General features: G+C 54.5%; 14 protein-coding genes and 1 tRNA gene. 11 read left to right on the top strand and 4 right to left on the bottom strand.

Translation table 11 applies throughout. The annotated features are described in order from the left end of the window. Nucleotides 1-199: 199 nt before the first annotated feature. Nucleotides 200-1,144: a serine hydrolase gene (locus HMPREF2796_RS08250; protein WP_070632787.1), complete on the bottom strand. Its 945-nt coding sequence runs from the start codon at nt 1,142-1,144 to the stop codon at nt 200-202. Between the two features lie 306 nt (nt 1,145-1,450). Here HMPREF2796_RS08250 and clpX point away from each other — a divergent pair, with 306 nt between their 5' ends. From clpX to HMPREF2796_RS08215, 7 genes are all read left to right on the top strand, one after another. Next, entirely contained in the window at nt 1,451-2,701 is a 1,251-nt protein-coding gene (gene clpX, locus HMPREF2796_RS08245; RefSeq protein WP_070632785.1) for an ATP-dependent Clp protease ATP-binding subunit ClpX, read from the top strand. 98 nt (nt 2,702-2,799) lie between these two features. Continuing rightward, nucleotides 2,800-3,003, top strand: coding sequence for a hypothetical protein (locus HMPREF2796_RS08240; RefSeq protein WP_070632783.1), 204 nt, complete (start codon nt 2,800-2,802; stop codon nt 3,001-3,003). A gap of 144 nt (nt 3,004-3,147) precedes the next feature. After that, nucleotides 3,148-3,891 carry a 30S ribosomal protein S2 gene (gene rpsB, locus HMPREF2796_RS08235; protein WP_064104859.1) on the top strand — a complete coding sequence of 248 codons (744 nt, stop codon included), beginning with the start codon at nt 3,148-3,150 and terminating at the stop codon, nt 3,889-3,891. Between the two features lie 129 nt (nt 3,892-4,020). After that, on the top strand, nt 4,021-4,875 hold the full coding sequence (gene tsf, locus HMPREF2796_RS08230) for a translation elongation factor Ts (RefSeq protein ID WP_070632781.1): 855 nt from the start codon (nt 4,021-4,023) through the stop codon (nt 4,873-4,875). Between the two features lie 384 nt (nt 4,876-5,259). Beyond that, complete coding sequence (locus tag HMPREF2796_RS08225) at nt 5,260-6,330, top strand: zinc-dependent alcohol dehydrogenase family protein (RefSeq protein WP_210385363.1); 1,071 nt, start codon at nt 5,260-5,262, stop codon at nt 6,328-6,330. Between the two features lie 218 nt (nt 6,331-6,548). After that, nucleotides 6,549-7,184 carry a uracil phosphoribosyltransferase gene (upp, locus tag HMPREF2796_RS08220; protein WP_070632776.1) on the top strand — a complete coding sequence of 212 codons (636 nt, stop codon included), beginning with the start codon at nt 6,549-6,551 and terminating at the stop codon, nt 7,182-7,184. 229 nt (nt 7,185-7,413) lie between these two features. Beyond that, complete coding sequence (locus tag HMPREF2796_RS08215) at nt 7,414-8,100, top strand: sulfite exporter TauE/SafE family protein (protein WP_070632774.1); 687 nt, start codon at nt 7,414-7,416, stop codon at nt 8,098-8,100. A gap of 274 nt (nt 8,101-8,374) precedes the next feature. Here HMPREF2796_RS08215 and tadA read toward each other — a convergent pair whose 3' ends face one another. Next, nucleotides 8,375-9,139, bottom strand: a complete 765-nt coding sequence (tadA, locus tag HMPREF2796_RS08210) for a tRNA adenosine(34) deaminase TadA (RefSeq protein WP_083308679.1) — start codon at nt 9,137-9,139, stop codon at nt 8,375-8,377. Between the two features lie 208 nt (nt 9,140-9,347). On the opposite strand from tadA, the gene HMPREF2796_RS08205 reads away from it, so the two are divergent. Then, nucleotides 9,348-10,235: a VirK/YbjX family protein gene (locus HMPREF2796_RS08205; RefSeq protein WP_070632772.1), complete on the top strand. Its 888-nt coding sequence runs from the start codon at nt 9,348-9,350 to the stop codon at nt 10,233-10,235. Between the two features lie 164 nt (nt 10,236-10,399). Here the strand turns inward: HMPREF2796_RS08205 and nth are convergent, their stop codons facing one another. After that, entirely contained in the window at nt 10,400-11,032 is a 633-nt protein-coding gene (gene nth, locus HMPREF2796_RS08200) for an endonuclease III (protein WP_070632770.1), read from the bottom strand. Between the two features lie 101 nt (nt 11,033-11,133). Continuing rightward, nucleotides 11,134-13,392, bottom strand: coding sequence for a lytic transglycosylase (locus HMPREF2796_RS08195; protein ID WP_070632768.1), 2,259 nt, complete (start codon nt 13,390-13,392; stop codon nt 11,134-11,136). 237 nt (nt 13,393-13,629) lie between these two features. On the opposite strand from HMPREF2796_RS08195, the gene HMPREF2796_RS08190 reads away from it, so the two are divergent. The 3 genes from HMPREF2796_RS08190 to HMPREF2796_RS08180 all read left to right on the top strand — a co-directional run bounded on the left by HMPREF2796_RS08190 (nt 13,630) and on the right by HMPREF2796_RS08180 (nt 15,821). Continuing rightward, nucleotides 13,630-14,322, top strand: a complete 693-nt coding sequence (locus HMPREF2796_RS08190) for a class I SAM-dependent methyltransferase (protein ID WP_070632766.1) — start codon at nt 13,630-13,632, stop codon at nt 14,320-14,322. 56 nt (nt 14,323-14,378) lie between these two features. Next, nucleotides 14,379-14,469, top strand: a tRNA-Ser gene (locus HMPREF2796_RS08185). Nucleotides 14,470-14,666: 197 nt separating this feature from the next. Then, complete coding sequence (locus HMPREF2796_RS08180; RefSeq protein WP_070632764.1) at nt 14,667-15,821, top strand: trans-sulfuration enzyme family protein; 1,155 nt, start codon at nt 14,667-14,669, stop codon at nt 15,819-15,821. Nucleotides 15,822-15,964: the final 143 nt, after the last annotated feature.

Below are 15,964 nucleotides of genomic sequence, written 5' to 3'. Positions count from 1 at the left end.
TTATTATGGCTGAAGAGCTAATAGGTTGATGAAACATTTAACTTCATTGAAATTACGTTTTCAGGTAGCCTTTATAGATGTTCAGTCCGTAAAGCCAACTAGTGATGGCAGGCATATGGTTAGCAAAAGGCTACCTGAAAAAAAGAAAGCATCTATTTTCCGGTAGCCTTTATTTGGCATGCGTACCAGCCGATTAGGCTTAAATTTCTCGGCCGTTCACCCAGTTTTGGATCGCGCGCGCATCGTTTACGCGGGTGGTGGGCGAGGGAGAGTTGAGCAGCACGATAATCAGCGGCTGGCGCTGTACATTGGCATACAGCACCATGGAGCGGCCGCTTTCGCGGATGTAGCCGGTTTTCTGTAGGGAGATGTTCCAAGTGCCTTCGCGCACCAGGGCGTTGGAGTTGCGGTATTGCTGCACTCGGCCGTTGCTGGTTTGGGCGGAGCCGGAATTGGAAGTGGAGAATTGGCGGATAAGCGGGTATTCGTGGGCGGCACGCACCATCAGGCTTAAGTCGCGCGCAGTGGATACATTGCGGAAATCAAGGCCGGTGGGGTCGTAGAAACGGGTTTGCTGCATGCCGAGGCTCTGTGCCTTACGGTTCATGGCGCTCATGAAGGCAGGCAGGCCGCCGGGATAGTTGCGGGCAAGGGCGTGGATGGCGCGGTTTTCGCTGCTCATCAGGCCCAGATGCAGCATTTCGCGGCGGGTGAGGGTGGTGCCCACGGAAAGACGGCTGCCGGTGCCTTTGAGGCGGTCGATTTCGGCTTCAGTGATTTCCAAGGTTTCATTCATGTTCTGGCGGGCATCCAGCACCACCATGGCGGCCATCAGCTTGGAAATGGAAGCGATGGGACGGACTTGGTCGATACCTTTTTGATACAGAATCTCGCCGCTGCGGCCATTCATAATCAGTGCAGATTGCGAAGTGAGCAGCGGCCCAGCCACGGCGGCTTGGGCTTCCACTCGTTCAGCCGGACGGCTGCTGAGGAAAGTGCCAAGCGGGTCGTCTTGCACGGGCAGATTTTGTTCGAGGAACTGGCCAAGCACATCGATATCGTCTTGTGCAGCGGCGGGCAGACTGGCCAAGGCTAGGCTCAATCCGGTGGCTAAAATCAGCCAAGTCTTTCTAATTGAAAACAATTTTGTTACCTATCAGTCTGTTGTATGGCAATGCCGTTAGGCGATTTACCGTTGTAGCAGGCAAATATCTGTTTTAACGATAAAAATGAAAACTTGCTTATTGTGGATAAAAAATACCAGTTTGTAAACCCTAGATAGTGTAAAAGAATTTTTGTAAAGGACTGGTTTGGCTATGGAGATTAAGAATTAGGTGACGACGCTGATAGGAACAGTATCTGCGTTGATATACGATGGATTCCCCTATATACTTCCGCGTTTTGCCATCTCCATTACGGCACAACACATTACATTGCGGAATCACACCAAATGAGCAACGAAACCCGATACTGTTCTTTCTGCGGCAAATCGGAAAACGAAGTAAAAAACCTGATTGAAGGCGATAATGCATTGATTTGCAACGAGTGTATCGACACCTGCAGCCACATGATCCACAGCGAGGGCGCAGCAGCAGGCGAAACGCACTCCGGCGAAGACCGGCTGCCTACGCCGGCCGAAATCGTCAGCAATTTGAACCAACACGTTATCGGCCAAGAGCAGGCAAAAAAGGTGCTGGCGGTAGCGGTGTACAACCACTACAAACGCCTGCGCCATCCGAAAGAGGGCGATAATGTGGAGTTGGCCAAATCCAACATTTTGCTCATCGGCCCCACCGGATCGGGCAAAACCCTGCTGGCGCAAAGTTTGGCACGGCGTTTGGATGTGCCGTTTGTTATGGCCGATGCCACCACGCTTACCGAAGCCGGCTATGTGGGCGAAGATGTGGAGCAGATTATTACCAAGCTTTTGGGCAATTGCGATTTTAATGTGGAAAAGGCGCAAAAAGGGATTGTTTATATTGACGAAATCGACAAGATTTCCCGTAAGAGCGACAACCCCTCGATTACCCGTGATGTGTCCGGCGAGGGTGTGCAACAAGCCTTGCTGAAACTGATTGAAGGCACGGTGGCATCCGTGCCGCCGCAGGGCGGGCGCAAACACCCGAATCAGGATTTTATTCAGGTGGATACCACCAATATTCTGTTTATCTGCGGCGGTGCATTTGCCGGCTTGGAAAAGGTTATCCGCCAGCGTACGGAAAAGGGTGGTATCGGCTTTGGCGCTTCGGTGCACAGCAAAGATGAAGATGCCGACGTTACTGAGCTGTTTGAAATTGTCGAGCCGGAAGATTTGATTAAGTTCGGCCTGATTCCCGAGCTGATCGGCCGTTTGCCGGTGATTGCCACGCTGGCCGAATTGGATGAGGAAGCGCTGATCAACATCCTGACCGAGCCGAAAAATGCCTTGGTAAAACAATATCAAACGCTGTTTGAAATGGAAAGGGTGGAGCTGAAGGTGCAGCCGTCCGCCCTGCGCAGCATCGCCAAACTTGCCATGCAGCGCAAAACCGGCGCACGCGGCCTGCGCTCGATTGTGGAGCGCGCGCTGTTGGAAACCATGTTCCGACTGCCGGATATTAAAGAGCAAGTGAAAACCGTGGTGATTGACGAGACAGTGATTAACGATAACTGCCAGCCCAAACTTCTCACTGCAGGCGGGCAGGAATATCAGCTGCCGTAGCAATAGGCTTGAGGCTACCTGAAAATGCCAATCCGGTTTCAGGTAGCCTCTGTTTTCAGGTAGTCTCGGTTTTCAGGTAGCCCTATTGGGAAGACGCCATGTGGCACATTGTTTTTATCGGCTATATCTTTGTTACCCTGATGTTTGCCCTCGCGCAGCCATCGTTGGCGAGGATGCTGATTTATTTGTTGGTGTGGACGATATTGCCCACGCTGTTTGCGTTTTGGGTGGTTTATATCCGTTTGCGCAACAAACGCCTCAAGCAGGAAGAAAAGCAGGGTGGGGAAACCTTGCCAAAATAACACTTTTTCCCTATAATCCCGCAGCTTTCGTTTTGAAAGCTGTTTCTTTTTTATCTTAACGCTCGCATCTTGCACCAAAGGGTGTCTCAGTTTTGAGATTCTGTGTGCATTGATGTTTTCTATAACCCTTTGTAAGGAAAATAAATGTCTCAAATTACTATGCGCCAGATGTTGGAAGCAGGTGTTCACTTCGGTCATCAGACCCGTTACTGGAACCCGAAAATGGAACAATACATTTTCGGCGCCCGCAACAAAATCCATATCGTAAACTTGGAAAAAACCCTGCCCCTGTTCCAGGAAGCGCAAGACGCCGTTCGCCGTTTGGCTGCCAACAAAGGCACCATCCTGTTTGTCGGCACCAAGCGCCAAGCCCGCGACATCGTGCGTGAAGAAGCTACCCGTGCCGGTATGCCCTATGTGGATCACCGCTGGTTGGGCGGCATGCTGACCAACTACAAAACTGTTAAGCAGTCTATCAAACGCTTGGAAGAAAAAGCTGCCATTTTGGAAAATGCTGAAGCCAGCGGTTACAACAAAAAAGAACTGCTTACCATTCAACGCGAAGTGGAAAAGCTGGAACGCTCGCTCGGCGGCATCAAAAACATGAAAGGCCTGCCCGACGCCATTTTCGTGATTGACACCGGCTACCAAAAAGGTACGCTGACCGAAGCCGGCAAACTAGGTATTCCGGTAATCGGCGTGGTGGATACCAATAACGATCCGGAAGGCGTGAAACACGTTATCCCTGGTAACGACGACTCCGCAAAAGCTATCCGCCTGTACTGCCGCGGTATCGCTGATGCTGTATTGGAAGGCAAAAACCAGGCCTTGGCTGAAACCGTAGCCGCCGCACAGCAGGCTGCTGCCGACGAAGCCGAATCTGCCTAAGCTGATCCGCATGAGGCTACCTGAAGACACCGTTTCAATAAGCGGACGCCAAATCCGGCCTTTCAGGTAGCCTTCAATTTATCCAAGCGCGGCATCCGGCCGCGTTTCTCAATAAAACAGGAGTAAATAATGTCTGCAATTACCGCAAAAATGGTTGCTGATCTGCGTGCCGCCACTGGCTTGGGCATGATGGAATGCAAAAAAGCCCTAGTGGAAGCCGATGGCGACATGGCCAAAGCTGAAGAAATCCTGCGTATTAAATCCGGCGCCAAAGCCAGCAAGCTGGCCGGCCGTACCGCTGCCGAAGGCGTGTTGGCTTATGCTATTGAAGGCAAAGTTGGTGCTTTGGTAGAAGTGAACTGCGAAACCGACTTTGTGGCTAAAGACACCGGCTTCATCGCCTTTGCCCAATCCGTAGCCAAAACCGCTGCTGAGAAAAAACCGGCCACCGTTGAAGCCCTGGCCGAATTGGTGGAAGGCGAGCGCAAAGCCGTGATTGCCAAGTTGGGCGAAAACATTTCTGTACGCCGCTTTGAAATCATCGAAGCTGCCAACAGCCTCACCACCTACATCCACGGCGCTGCTGCCACTGAAGGCGTGCTGGTGGAGTACAAAGGTGATGAAACCACTGCCCGTCACGTTGGCATGCACATCGTGGCTTCTAAGCCACAATGTATTTCTGCCGAGCAGGTTGATCCCGAAGTGGTGGCTAAAGAGCGCCACATCTACACCGAGCAGGCGATTGCTTCTGGTAAGCCCGCCGAAATCGCCGCCAAAATGGTGGAAGGCCGCGTGAAGAAATTCTTGGCTGAAGTAACGCTGCTGGGCCAACCCTTCGTGATGAACCCTGATCAAACTGTTGAGCAGTTCCTGAAACAACAGGGTACAGAGATCGTAAACTTCGTCCGCTTCAAAGTGGGCGACGGTATCGAGAAAAAAGAAGTGGATTACGCTGCTGAAGTGGCTGCTGCTGCCAAAGTGTAATTTTGCTTATATGAAAACAGCCTCTATTCCGTTGGGATGGAGGCTGTTTTGTATTGTGTGGGGAAGATAGTGGTTTTTCAGGTAGCCTTAATGTTTCAACTGTATCATTGGGATGGCCAAATTGACGTATTGCTTACGGCTTGCACTGCATCATAGCAAGGCACTTTCTGCAAATGGCTGATGGAATAATAGTTTAGCTCTTATTTGCATAATACTTCCTAAAATTTCCATTGTTATAATGTAATATTATATTTTAAAACGGAAAATTTTGCTATTTTGGAAAAATAAAGATTATAATGAACGTATCCGGAATTCTCCGGATTCTTTCCCGACTAACCGATTATTTATCGGCAACCACATTAGGAGAGCATTATGAGCAAGACCATGAAAGCCATGACCTATTACGGCGAAAACGATGTCCGCTTCGAAGATCGCCCGGTTCCCACTATCATTGATCCTACCGATGCTATCATTCGCGTTACCAAAACCACTATTTGTGGTACGGATTTGGGTATCATGAAGGGCAAAAACCCGGAAATCGAAGCAGTTGCCCGCGAAAAAACCGGCAAATGGGAAGGCCGTATCCTAGGCCACGAAGCCATCGGCGTGGTGGAAGAAGTGGGCTCTGCCGTTAAAGACTTCAAAAAAGGCGATAAAGTTATCGTATCTTGCGTGAGCCGCTGCGGCACTTGCGACAATTGCCAGAAACAGCTCTACGCCCACTGCCGCAAAGAAGGCGGCTGGATTATGGGCTACATGATCGACGGCACCCAGGCAGAATACGTACGTACTCCGTTTGCCGACAATTCGCTCTATCATCTGCCTGAAACCCTCAACACCGATGTGGCCGTATTCCTCTCCGACGCATTGCCTACCGGTCATGAAATCGGTGTGCAGTACGGCCAGGTGAAACCTGGTGATGCCATTGCCATCGTTGGTGCCGGCCCCGTGGGCATGGGTTGCCTACTGACTGCCCAATTCTACTCTCCGGCCACCATCATCGTGGTGGATATGGACGAAAACCGCCTGGCCATGGCTAAAGAAATGGGTGCGACCCACACAGTGAATCCGAACAAGGAAGATGCTGTGGCCAAGATTTTGGAAATTACCGGCGGCCGCGGCGTGGATTGCGCCATGGAAGCCGTGGGCTACCCCGCTACTTGGGATGTTTGCCAGAAAGTAGTGAAAGAAGGCGGCCACGTAGCCAACGTGGGCGTACACGGCAAATCTGTAGAGTTCGATTTGGCCAAACTGTGGATCAAGAACATCACCGTTACCACAGGCCTGGTAAACGCCAACACCACCGGCATGCTGCTGAAAGCCTGCGAATCCAGCAAACTGCCGATGGAAAAACTGGCTACCCACCGCTTCAAATTCAGCGAAATGGAAAAAGCCTATGAGGTGTTTACACACGCTGCCGACACCAAAGCGATGAAAGTTATCATCGAAGTGTAAGCCGGTTCGCTTGCTGAAATGATAAGAGGCTACCTGAAAATTTTCAGGTAGCCTTTTGCTGTGCCTAAGCAGATATACACCAGACTGTGTGCTGCATGTGGTATAGCAATACGGCAAACCAAGCCAACACCGTAGGAAGAAATTACCGCCCCCGCTTTTTCCCTCCCGTCTGTTAAGCTAAAATACGCTCCGCCAAATCAAATGAAGGAAACCATAGCATGAACTTAACCGTTATCGATCATCCGCTGATCAAGCACAAAATTACCCTGATGCGCAAAGCCAACTGCAACACCTACCAATTCCGCACCTTGGTAAAAGAGTTGGCCCGCCTGATGGCCTATGAAGCCAGCCGCCATCTGGAAACCGAGTCGCTGACTATCGAAGGCTGGTGCGGCCGCATCGAAGGCGAGCAGATTAAAGGCAAAACCGTAACCGTAGTGCCGATTTTGCGCGCCGGTTTGGGCATGCTCGACGGCGTGCTCGATCTGTTGCCCACCGCCAAAATCAGCGTGGTCGGCCTGCAGCGCGACGAAGAAACCCTGCAACCGGTTTCCTATTTCGAGAAATTGGTGAGCAAAATGGACAAACGCCCGGCCATGATTCTCGACCCGATGCTCGCCACTGGCGGCTCGATGGTAGCCACTATTGATTTGCTGAAGAAAAAAGGCTGCCGCAACATCACTGCTCTGGTGCTGGTGGCCGCACCGGAAGGCGTGAAACTGGTGAACGATAAGCACCCCGACGTGAAAATCTACACCGCCGCGCTCGACAGCCATCTCAACGAAAACGGCTACATCATCCCCGGCTTGGGCGATGCCGGCGACAAGATTTTCGGTACCAAGCAATCAGCTTGATTGCCCGATGCATTCGCCAACAGGCTACCTGAAAGTTGTGAAATCATTTTCAGGTAGCCTATAAACCCATCATCGTATTTCCCGCCAAGGCTACCTGAAAAGTGGGCAAACCGTTTTCAGGTAGCCTGAATTGCCACTTGGCAGCAATAGTCAAAGCAACGATTTTCCTCCGGCAGGCAGCGGGCTGTTGGCAGAAATCAGTGCTTGAGCTATCCCGGAAAACAACGCTATGGTCTCCACCCTCACACTCCTCTCCCTTGCCGCTACCGGCTTTCTCGGCGGCGGCCATTGCGCCGGCATGTGCGGCGGTTTGAGCACCGCTTTTGCCCTGCAGCTGCCGCCGCAGGTGGGGCGCGTGAAGCTGATTGTGCTGATGAACCTCGGCCGCATCGGCAGCTACACTTTTATCGGCCTCTTGCTGGGCGCGCTGGGGCAGTTCGGCATTTCGCTGGATCAAACCCGCCTGTTGCAGCATATCCTGTTTGCCGCCGCCAACCTGCTGCTGCTGTTTATCGGCCTGTATCTGGCCGGGCTCAACGCCTATGCCGCGCAGGTGGAAAAGCTCGGGCGGCCGGTGTGGCGGCGGCTCAATCCGCTGCTCAACCGGCTCTTGCCTATCCAAAATACTCCTGCCTGCTTCGGTGTCGGCCTGCTGTGGGGCTGGCTGCCGTGCGGCATGGTGTACAGTGCCTCGCTGTATGCGCTGGGCAGCGGCAATGCGGTGGATGGTGCGCTGATGATGCTGGCCTTCGGTTTGGGCACGCTGCCGAACCTGCTGGCGATGGGGCTGTTTGCCAACCAACTCAAAGGTCTGCTGCAACATCCGCATTTCCGGCTGGTAGCCGGGCTGAGTGTCAGCCTATGGGCGGCATGGCAGCTGTGGCATGGGGTGGCGGTTTGGCTGCAGGCTGGCTGATCAGTTTGAAACAGCTACGGCGCAATAACAGCCGGATAACTGCACTTCTCCCATATCGGGGAACAGTTATCCGGCTGTTTTATATTCGGCCGGCTACCAGCGGCGACGCATAATTAAAGGCTACCTGAAAGTTATTTGCTTGCTGCTTTTCAGGTAGCCGGATAGGCTAGGGGGCTTATATCAGATCAGCATCTGTTGTAAATCAAAATTGCGTTGGCTCGCCGAGCTGTAAAGCGTGCACTCCCTGTGGCTCTCCATCTTATTTAAATCCACTCTATCCTTGCCGCTGCGCCTGGAAAAATCGTTGCAACAGCTGCGCACTTTCCGCTGCCAACACGCCGCCTTGCACGGCGGTGTGCGGGTTGAGCTGTTTGTTGGCAAACAGGTCGAGCACGCTGCCGGCAGCACCGGTTTTTGGCTCGGCAGCCGCGTAAATCAGGCGGCGGATTCTCGATTGCATGATGGCACCGGCACACATGCTGCACGGCTCGAGGGTAACGTATAAATCGCAGCCGTCCAGCCGGTAGTTGCCCAAGCGGCGGCCGGCTTCGCTGAGCGCGGCGATTTCGGCATGGCGGCACACGCTGTGTTCGGCCACGCAGGCATTGGCGCCGCACCCGATGATTTCGCCCTGGCGCACCACCACTGCGCCCACCGGCACTTCGCCTGCGGTCAAGGCCTGCTCGGCCAGTTGCAATGCCTGCCGCATCCAGTGTTCGCTTTCTTTTCGCGGCGGAAACAGGGCAACCGGGCGGTGGGCACGCAGTTTGGCGCGCCATATGGCTTGTTCATCTGCATTCAGGTAGCCTTCTCGCCCTTCGGCCAGCAATACCAACTGCCACAGCGTAGATTCGGTAACGGTGAGACCGCTGGCTTTGAGCAGCAGGAAAGCGGTGGCGGGCGTGGTGCGGCGCAGCTCGGCGGTGTCGGCTATGCCCAGTTCGAGCAGCGCTTGCCGAGTTTTGGGAGCAAGCGGGGGCGTGGTGAGCGGGATGGCGTGCATAATGGACGGGAATAATGATCGAATGGGCAGCATCATAATTGCGCGGCTACAGTTGAGGCAAGACGGGAGGCTACCTGAAAAGCAGAGATAGGTTTTCAGGTAGCCTCAATTCCCAGCAGCAAGCCTTGCAAGGCTGTTGGCAAATCGGGTAGGATTGACCGCTTTTCGATGGCCGGCTTTTGCCCGGCATCGCTTTGTTTTTCACGCAAACGGCCCGGCGCCGTTTGGCATAATATGGGCACTTATGTCTGATTTATTTCACTTTCCCACTTTCGACGAACAGTATCCCAATCTGCGCGAACGGGGCATCCGCAAATATGCGGTAGTGTATCTGCGCGACCAAATCCAACGCCTACTGGCACGGCAGCAATGCGAAGCGTTTACCGCCTTCATCAACCAGCATCCGATGTGGGCACCGATTTTCCAACACAATCCCTATGCCGCCCGCGCCGTGCTGGATACTTATGCCGACAACCGCTTCGACAAGAACGCGCGATTGCAAGCGGTAATCAACAACTTCACTTTGGCACAAAACAAGCCTTCCGCTGCCAAGTGGCAAGAGTTGGTGACACGGCGCACCGTCGTACTTAACCATCCTGCGCCTGAGCTTTCCATCAGCTTGAATATCAACCATAAAGACCCGTTGGAAGGTTTCTTTTTGGTGAGCCTGCAAAGCACCGAGCGCAGCCGCATTTACGATGCCGTGTTCAGCTTTATCGCGCCCAACGGCCTGCTGATTACCTCCATCCAAGGCCCGCACAGCAGCGATGCCCCCGAGCTCATCCGCCACACCACCAAACAGCTGCACGGCGTGCGGCCGATGTTTATGATGGTGAACGTATTCAAGCTGATGGCTGCCGAACTCGGCTGCGAGCTCTACGGCATTCCGCACAAAAGCCAGGCCAAATTCCGCTGGAACGACTCCAGCCGCCTGCTGTTCAACTACGATGCCTTCTGGCAGGAAAACCAAGGCAGCCTCGATGCTAACGGCTATTGGCGGTTGCCCACCCAGATCGAGCGCACGCCGCTGGAAGAAGTGCAAAGCAAAAAACGCTCTATGTATCGCAAACGTTATGAAATGTTGGATACGCTGGAGCAGGATATCCGCCGCTTCTTCCGTTCGGAAAGTTGATTATTGAGCAGCACAGCGTGCGCATTATGTTTCAGGTAGCCTCCAAACCAGTGAGAGGCTACCTGAAACATATCTGCCACCCCAAAACCAAGCCCTGTCTGTTCAGGTAGCCTGCCTTATTATTGAGAGGCTACCTGAAAAATACAGGACTTGGTTTTATTGATTTAAACCGTTTTGCCTTTGTATTCACACAAATCGTATACGATGCATTCGTGGCATTGGGGTTTTTGCGCCTTGCAGGTGTAGCGGCCATGCAGGATGAGCCAGTGGTGGGCATTGAGCAGGAATTCTTTGGGCACGAAGCGCATGAGTTTGTCTTCTACTTCGCGTACGTTTTTGCCTGGCGCGAGATTCATGCGGTTGGCCACGCGGAAAATATGGGTGTCCACGGCCATGGTCGGCTGGCCGAAGGCGGTGTTGAGCACGACATTGGCAGTTTTACGGCCGACGCCGGGCAGCGCTTCGAGCGCTTCGCGGGTATTCGGCACTTCGCCGCCGTGCTTTTCCAGGAGCAGGCGGCAGGTTTGCATAATGTGTTTAGATTTGGTTTGGTAGAGGCCGATGGTACGGGTATATTCCATCAGTTGGTCTAGGCCCAAATCGAGGATGGCTTGCGGAGTGTTGGCCACGGCAAAGAGTTTGGCAGTAGCTTTGTTGACGCCTTTGTCGGTGGCTTGGGCGGAAAGCAGCACGGCGATGAGCAGCTCGAAGGGGCTGTGAAACACCAGCTCGGTGGTGGGGTTGGGGTTGGCGTCGTGCAGGCGCTGGAAGATTTCGCGGCGTTTTTGCGGGTTCATATTTGACAGGTGTGGTTTGTAACTTACTGGATAAGCTGTAGAAATATTTTCAGGTAGCCTTAATTGAGGCTACCTGAAAACGTTGCAGGCTTGGGCAACGGTTAAGTGCCGCTGCTCACGCGCAGTTTTTGGCCGGGGTGCAGCACGCTGTTGCTCAAGTTGTTGCTGCGCTTGATGTCGGCCACGGAGGTATTGTAGCGGCGGGCGATGGATTGCAAGGTATCGCCGCTGCGCACGGTGTGGGACACGGTTTGCTGGCGGCCGTTTCTACCATTGCGCTCGTTGCTGGCACGATTGTTACGCTCGTTGCCGCGTTCGTTGCGGCTGTTAGGTTTGTTGTCGACATGGCGGTTGGCAGCTTGTTGATTGCTGCTGGCGCTCACGTGCAACACCTGGCCGGAGCGGATGTTGTTGCCGCGCAGGTTGTTGGCGCGGCTGAGGTCGGCCACGTCTACGTTGTAGCGGCGGGCAATGGAATATAGTGTTTCACCGGCCTGCACTTTGTGGGTGACGGTTTGTGCGCCACGGCGGTTGGCCTGCTGTTCTTGGCGGGCCGCACGGCGTTGGTTGTTGCCGGTGGCGGAAGCCAGCTGGTCGAAGCCGGCGTTGTTGGCGCGGCGCGCCTCAGCTTGGGCTTGGCGGCGGGTTTCCTGGGCTTCGGTTTGGGCTAAGGAGGCGCGTACGGCGGCTGCGGCGCTATTGCCGTTGTCGGCTTCGTCGGCAGGCGGGGTGTCGTTTGCCACGCTGTCGTTGTTGGCCAAGGACATCAACGGATCGGGCTGGAGATTGCTGTCGTCGGTAAGCTCGGCGGTTTCAGGTAGCCTGTCTGCGGAGGTAGTGATGTTGCCGGATACAACAGGTTGGGCTACAGATTGGGCAGCCGTTTGGGTAATCGTTGGAGCCGAGGCTACCTGAATATCAGGCGAACTGGTTGCACGAGGTGCCGGCTCGGCCGGGCGGGGGCTGTTGGCAGCCAACGCGGCAAAAGCGGCAGGGGCTGGGTTTGTTGCCTGCTGTACGGGCGCACGAACGGGCTCGGGCGGGCGGGTCGGTTGGGCTGAGGCTACCTGAACAGGAGCGGGCGGTGTGGCAACAGGCTGGGTAGCAGGTTTGGCAGCAGCCACGGTGCTGGTGCGTTCGGCTATGTTCTGGCTATTGCGACGGATAAGATTGCCCAGCGGGTCGTCGCCGGCGGGCTTGTTATCAGCCAGCATCTGCACGCCGCGGCCGAGCTGGCTGTTGTTCAGGCTGTTTTTGGCCACGAGAATAGGCAGGCCGGCACGGATGGTGTTGCTGCTCAAGCCGTTGGTGCGGCGAAGGTCGGCCACGCTCACACCGTTGCGGTCGGCAATGTCGCTGAGGGTGGTGGCGCCGTCAGAACGCAGGATGTCGTAGGAGAGCAGGGACTCTTTGGGCGCATTGCGCAGGTTGCGCTCGAAGGCGTTTACCGCACCTACGGGCAGAAGCAGTTTGCGTTGGCCGTTTTCGGGCATGAATACGGGCACTTTGAAGCTGGGGTTGAGCGCTTCAAATTCGGCTTGGCTGATATTGGCCAGGCGGGTGATGGCGTTAATGTCCATCGGGCTGTTGATGCTGATGGCTTCGAAATAGGGCTTGTTTTCGATGTTGGAAAGGTTTAGGCCGAATACTTGCGGGTTGCTCACGAGGTTGCGCACGGCCAGTAGTTTGGGCACGTAATTGCGCGTTTCGTTGGGCATATTGAGGTTTTCATATACCGGCTCGAGCCCCTGGCTGCGGGCACGGTTTACGGCGCGGCTCACGTTGCCTTCGCCCCAGTTGTAGGCGGCCAATGCGAGCGACCAGTCGCCGAACATATTATGCAGATATTGCAGATAGTTCAGCGCGGCATTGGTGGAGGCGTAGATGTCGTGGCGGCCGTCGTAAATATTGTTTTGCGCCAGGCCGTAGTGGCGGCCGGTGGCGGGCATAAACTGCCACAGGCCGGAGGCGCCCACGTGGGAGCGGGCTTTGGTCACGAATGCACTCTCAATAAACGGCAACAAGGCAATTTCAGAGGGCATGTTGCGCTTTTCCACTTCGGAGAGAATGTGGTAAAGATAGGGGCGACTGCGCTCTACGGTGCGGTTGAAATAGGCGCTGCGGGTACTGTAGTAGGTTTCGTGGCGGCGCACGATTTCCGGGTTGACTTCGCTCATGCGGAAGTCTTGCCGCATACGTCCCCACAGATTGTTGTGGTAGGAGGAGGGATTGCGCAGAATAGCAGCGTTGAGGTTGGTGATGGAGGCGGCAATCTGCTCCGGCGTATAAGTTTGGGCGAGGGCAGAAGCAGGAATTCCCAGGCTTAAAACGGCCAAGGAAAGAAATTTGAATTTACTCATGGCAGAGGAATGAGTCCGTTGTGGTTAACGTTATGATTAGCTAAAATTTTTTGGATATTAAAGGCTGCGCGGAAGCGGTGTCAAGCTGCAGCCGAACGCTTTGCCAGTATGGCATGCGCAAAAGTAGAATGATAACACGAGAGCGCGCCCAAACTCTCCTTTCCGGCAGGTTTCTTTACGCTGTGTTTTGCAAAATTTTGTTTGAACGGTATGATGGCCTGAAAATGAGGAGGCGGCATGATAGAAGAAAACAGGTTGGCCGAATGGCTGGACAACACCGCCACAGGAGGCTACCTGAAAACAGCGGAACAGACATTTTTTGCTACGCATACGGCCAATCCATATGGCATCACCGTAGTTGCTTCGCTCTGCAGCTGGGATTGCTGGCCGCAGCAGGTGGTGCGATTGGGGCGGGGTAGGGCGCAGGCAGATGTGGTGTGCGCACTGCCGCAACTGCCGCTGTTGTCAGGCAGCGTGCAGACTTTGTTGCTGCCACATGGTTTGGAATTATGCGCACAGCCGGAAGAGTTGCTGCGGGAGTGTTTCCGCGTATTGCTGCCTAATGGCAAGTTGGTGCTCAGCGGGTTTAACCCGTATTCGCTGTGGCGCTTCGGGCTACCTGAAAAACAACTTGGCTTGCGTGCCCATGCGCTGCCGTTGCCGAAAGTGAGACGGATGCTGGCTGAGGCCGGTTTCAGGCCGGATACGGGGCGGTTTATGGCCTATGTGCCGCCGTGGGAGAACGAGCGGGCGCTGCAGCGCTGGCACTTTATGGAGCTGGCTGGCAACCGCTGGTGGCCGGCAGCCGCTGCGGCTTATGGTTTGGCGGCAGTGAAAACTGTGTATCCGCTCACCCCGCTGCGCGAAAAGGCCGGCAAACTGCGGGGCGAAGGCTTTTCATTGTTGCCGGGAAATTGCCGCCAGGGGTAGGGCAGAAAATGGTTGTGTTGCCGTGGGCGTTTTAGTATAATCGCGCACCTTACCTCGGAAAGGTGGATGAGTGGTTGAAGTCGCACGCCTGGAAAGCGTGTATACGTGAATAGCGTATCGAGGGTTCGAATCCCTTCCTTTCCGCCAGAATATTTTTGCAGAGCATCGGCTTTGCGAAGCCAAGTCAAAACAGCCGGCTACACTGCTCGGCTGTTTTTTTGTATCTACCGCAACCGGCACCATCGCCAATACGGCCATATAGCGAAGCAATTATTTTTCCTACCAAGCGAGCCAACGCTATAGGAAGAGCTTCAGCTATCAGAGGCTACCTGAAAGGAGAATCCATGCATTTTGATACCGAAATCATCCACAGCAGCTACAACCCTGATGAGCACAACCGCGCCATCATGCCGCCGATTTATCAAAACAGCATGTTCGCCATGTACCAAATCGGTGAAAACATCCCCTACCGCTATTCCCGCCTGGCCAATCCTACCCGCAAAATTTTGGAAGACACCGTGGCCGAATTGGAGCACGGTTGCGCCGGCTTCGCCTTCGGCAGCGGCATGGCCGGCATTGATGCCGTATTCCGCACCGTATTGCGTCCCGGCGACACCATCATCGCCGTGGCCGATATCTACGGTGGCGCCTACGACCTGCTCACCGAAGTGTATGCCCAATGGGGCGTAAACGTCGTGTTTGCCGACCTCACGCTACCTGAAAACCTAGATAAGCTTTTGGCCGAACACAAAGTGAAACTCGTGTGGCTGGAAAGCCCCAGCAATCCGCTGCTGCGGCTGGTGGACATCCCTTTGTTGGCACAAAAAGCCAAAGCTGCCGGCGCGGTAGTGGGCATCGACAACACCTTCGCCACCCCCTATCTGCAAAACCCGCTCGATATGGGCTGCGACATCGTGTTCCATTCCGCCACCAAATACCTCTGCGGCCATTCCGACGTGCTGATGGGCATTGTGGTGGCTAAGGAAGAAGCCTTGGCCAAACGCCTGCAAAGCACCATGGTGAACACCGGCGGCATTGCCGGGCCGATGGATTGCGCCCTCGTGTTGCGCGGCATCAAGACCCTCTCTGTGCGCATGAAGCAGCACCTGGCCAACGCTGCCGAGCTCGCCCGCCGCTTGGAACAACATCCCGCCGTGGCTAAAGTGTTCTATCCAGGCCTGTCCAGCCATGAGCACCACGAATTAGCCAAACGCCAAATGCGCGGCTTCGGCGGCGTGGTGTCGGTATATTTGAAGAAAGACGGCCAAGCCGCTGCCGATTCCGTTATCCGCAATCTTAAACTGCTGCACATGGCCGCCAGCCTCGGCGGCGTGGAAAGCCTGGTGAACCATTCCTTCAGCCAGTCGCACAGCGGCATGAGCCCGACGGTGAAAGAAAAACTCGGTATCCGCGAAGGCCTGCTGCGCTTCTCCGTGGGCATTGAGGATATTGAAGACATTTGGCGCGACATCGATACCGCATTGAATACCACGCTGTAACGCGCCTGCCGAACGGCAACAGGCTACCTGAAAATTGTGCTGCATGGCATTTCAGGTAGCCTTTTATCTGCCGCCACATTCCCCGAAGCCAGCCCAATCCGCTACAATACGCTCTTTCCCAATAGCGGATTCACTAAAGTTTT

This window comes from Eikenella sp. HMSC071B05, assembly GCF_001811325.1.
GTDB classification, from domain to species: Bacteria; Pseudomonadota; Gammaproteobacteria; order Burkholderiales; family Neisseriaceae; genus Eikenella; species Eikenella corrodens.
The sequence above is the reverse complement of the archived record's forward strand: the minus strand, read 5'-3'. Positions and strand labels throughout refer to the sequence as shown.

Bases quoted from the DNA above. Each gene is read 5' to 3' on its own strand.
- HMPREF2796_RS08195 (WP_070632768.1), bottom strand. From the start codon at position 13,392: ATGAGTAAATTCAAATTTCTTTCCTTGGCCGTTTTAAGCCTGGGAATT.
- HMPREF2796_RS08190 (WP_070632766.1), top strand. From the start codon at position 13,630: ATGATAGAAGAAAACAGGTTGGCCGAATGGCTGGACAACACCGCCACA.
- HMPREF2796_RS08240 (WP_070632783.1), top strand. From the start codon at position 2,800: ATGTGGCACATTGTTTTTATCGGCTATATCTTTGTTACCCTGATGTTT.
- HMPREF2796_RS08205 (WP_070632772.1), top strand. From the start codon at position 9,348: ATGTCTGATTTATTTCACTTTCCCACTTTCGACGAACAGTATCCCAAT.
- upp (WP_070632776.1), top strand. From the start codon at position 6,549: ATGAACTTAACCGTTATCGATCATCCGCTGATCAAGCACAAAATTACC.
- HMPREF2796_RS08215 (WP_070632774.1), top strand. From the start codon at position 7,414: ATGGTCTCCACCCTCACACTCCTCTCCCTTGCCGCTACCGGCTTTCTC.
- rpsB (WP_064104859.1), top strand. From the start codon at position 3,148: ATGTCTCAAATTACTATGCGCCAGATGTTGGAAGCAGGTGTTCACTTC.
- HMPREF2796_RS08180 (WP_070632764.1), top strand. From the start codon at position 14,667: ATGCATTTTGATACCGAAATCATCCACAGCAGCTACAACCCTGATGAG.
- tsf (WP_070632781.1), top strand. From the start codon at position 4,021: ATGTCTGCAATTACCGCAAAAATGGTTGCTGATCTGCGTGCCGCCACT.
- clpX (WP_070632785.1), top strand. From the start codon at position 1,451: ATGAGCAACGAAACCCGATACTGTTCTTTCTGCGGCAAATCGGAAAAC.
- HMPREF2796_RS08225 (WP_210385363.1), top strand. From the start codon at position 5,260: ATGAAAGCCATGACCTATTACGGCGAAAACGATGTCCGCTTCGAAGAT.
- tadA (WP_083308679.1), bottom strand. From the start codon at position 9,139: ATGATGCTGCCCATTCGATCATTATTCCCGTCCATTATGCACGCCATC.
- nth (WP_070632770.1), bottom strand. From the start codon at position 11,032: ATGAACCCGCAAAAACGCCGCGAAATCTTCCAGCGCCTGCACGACGCC.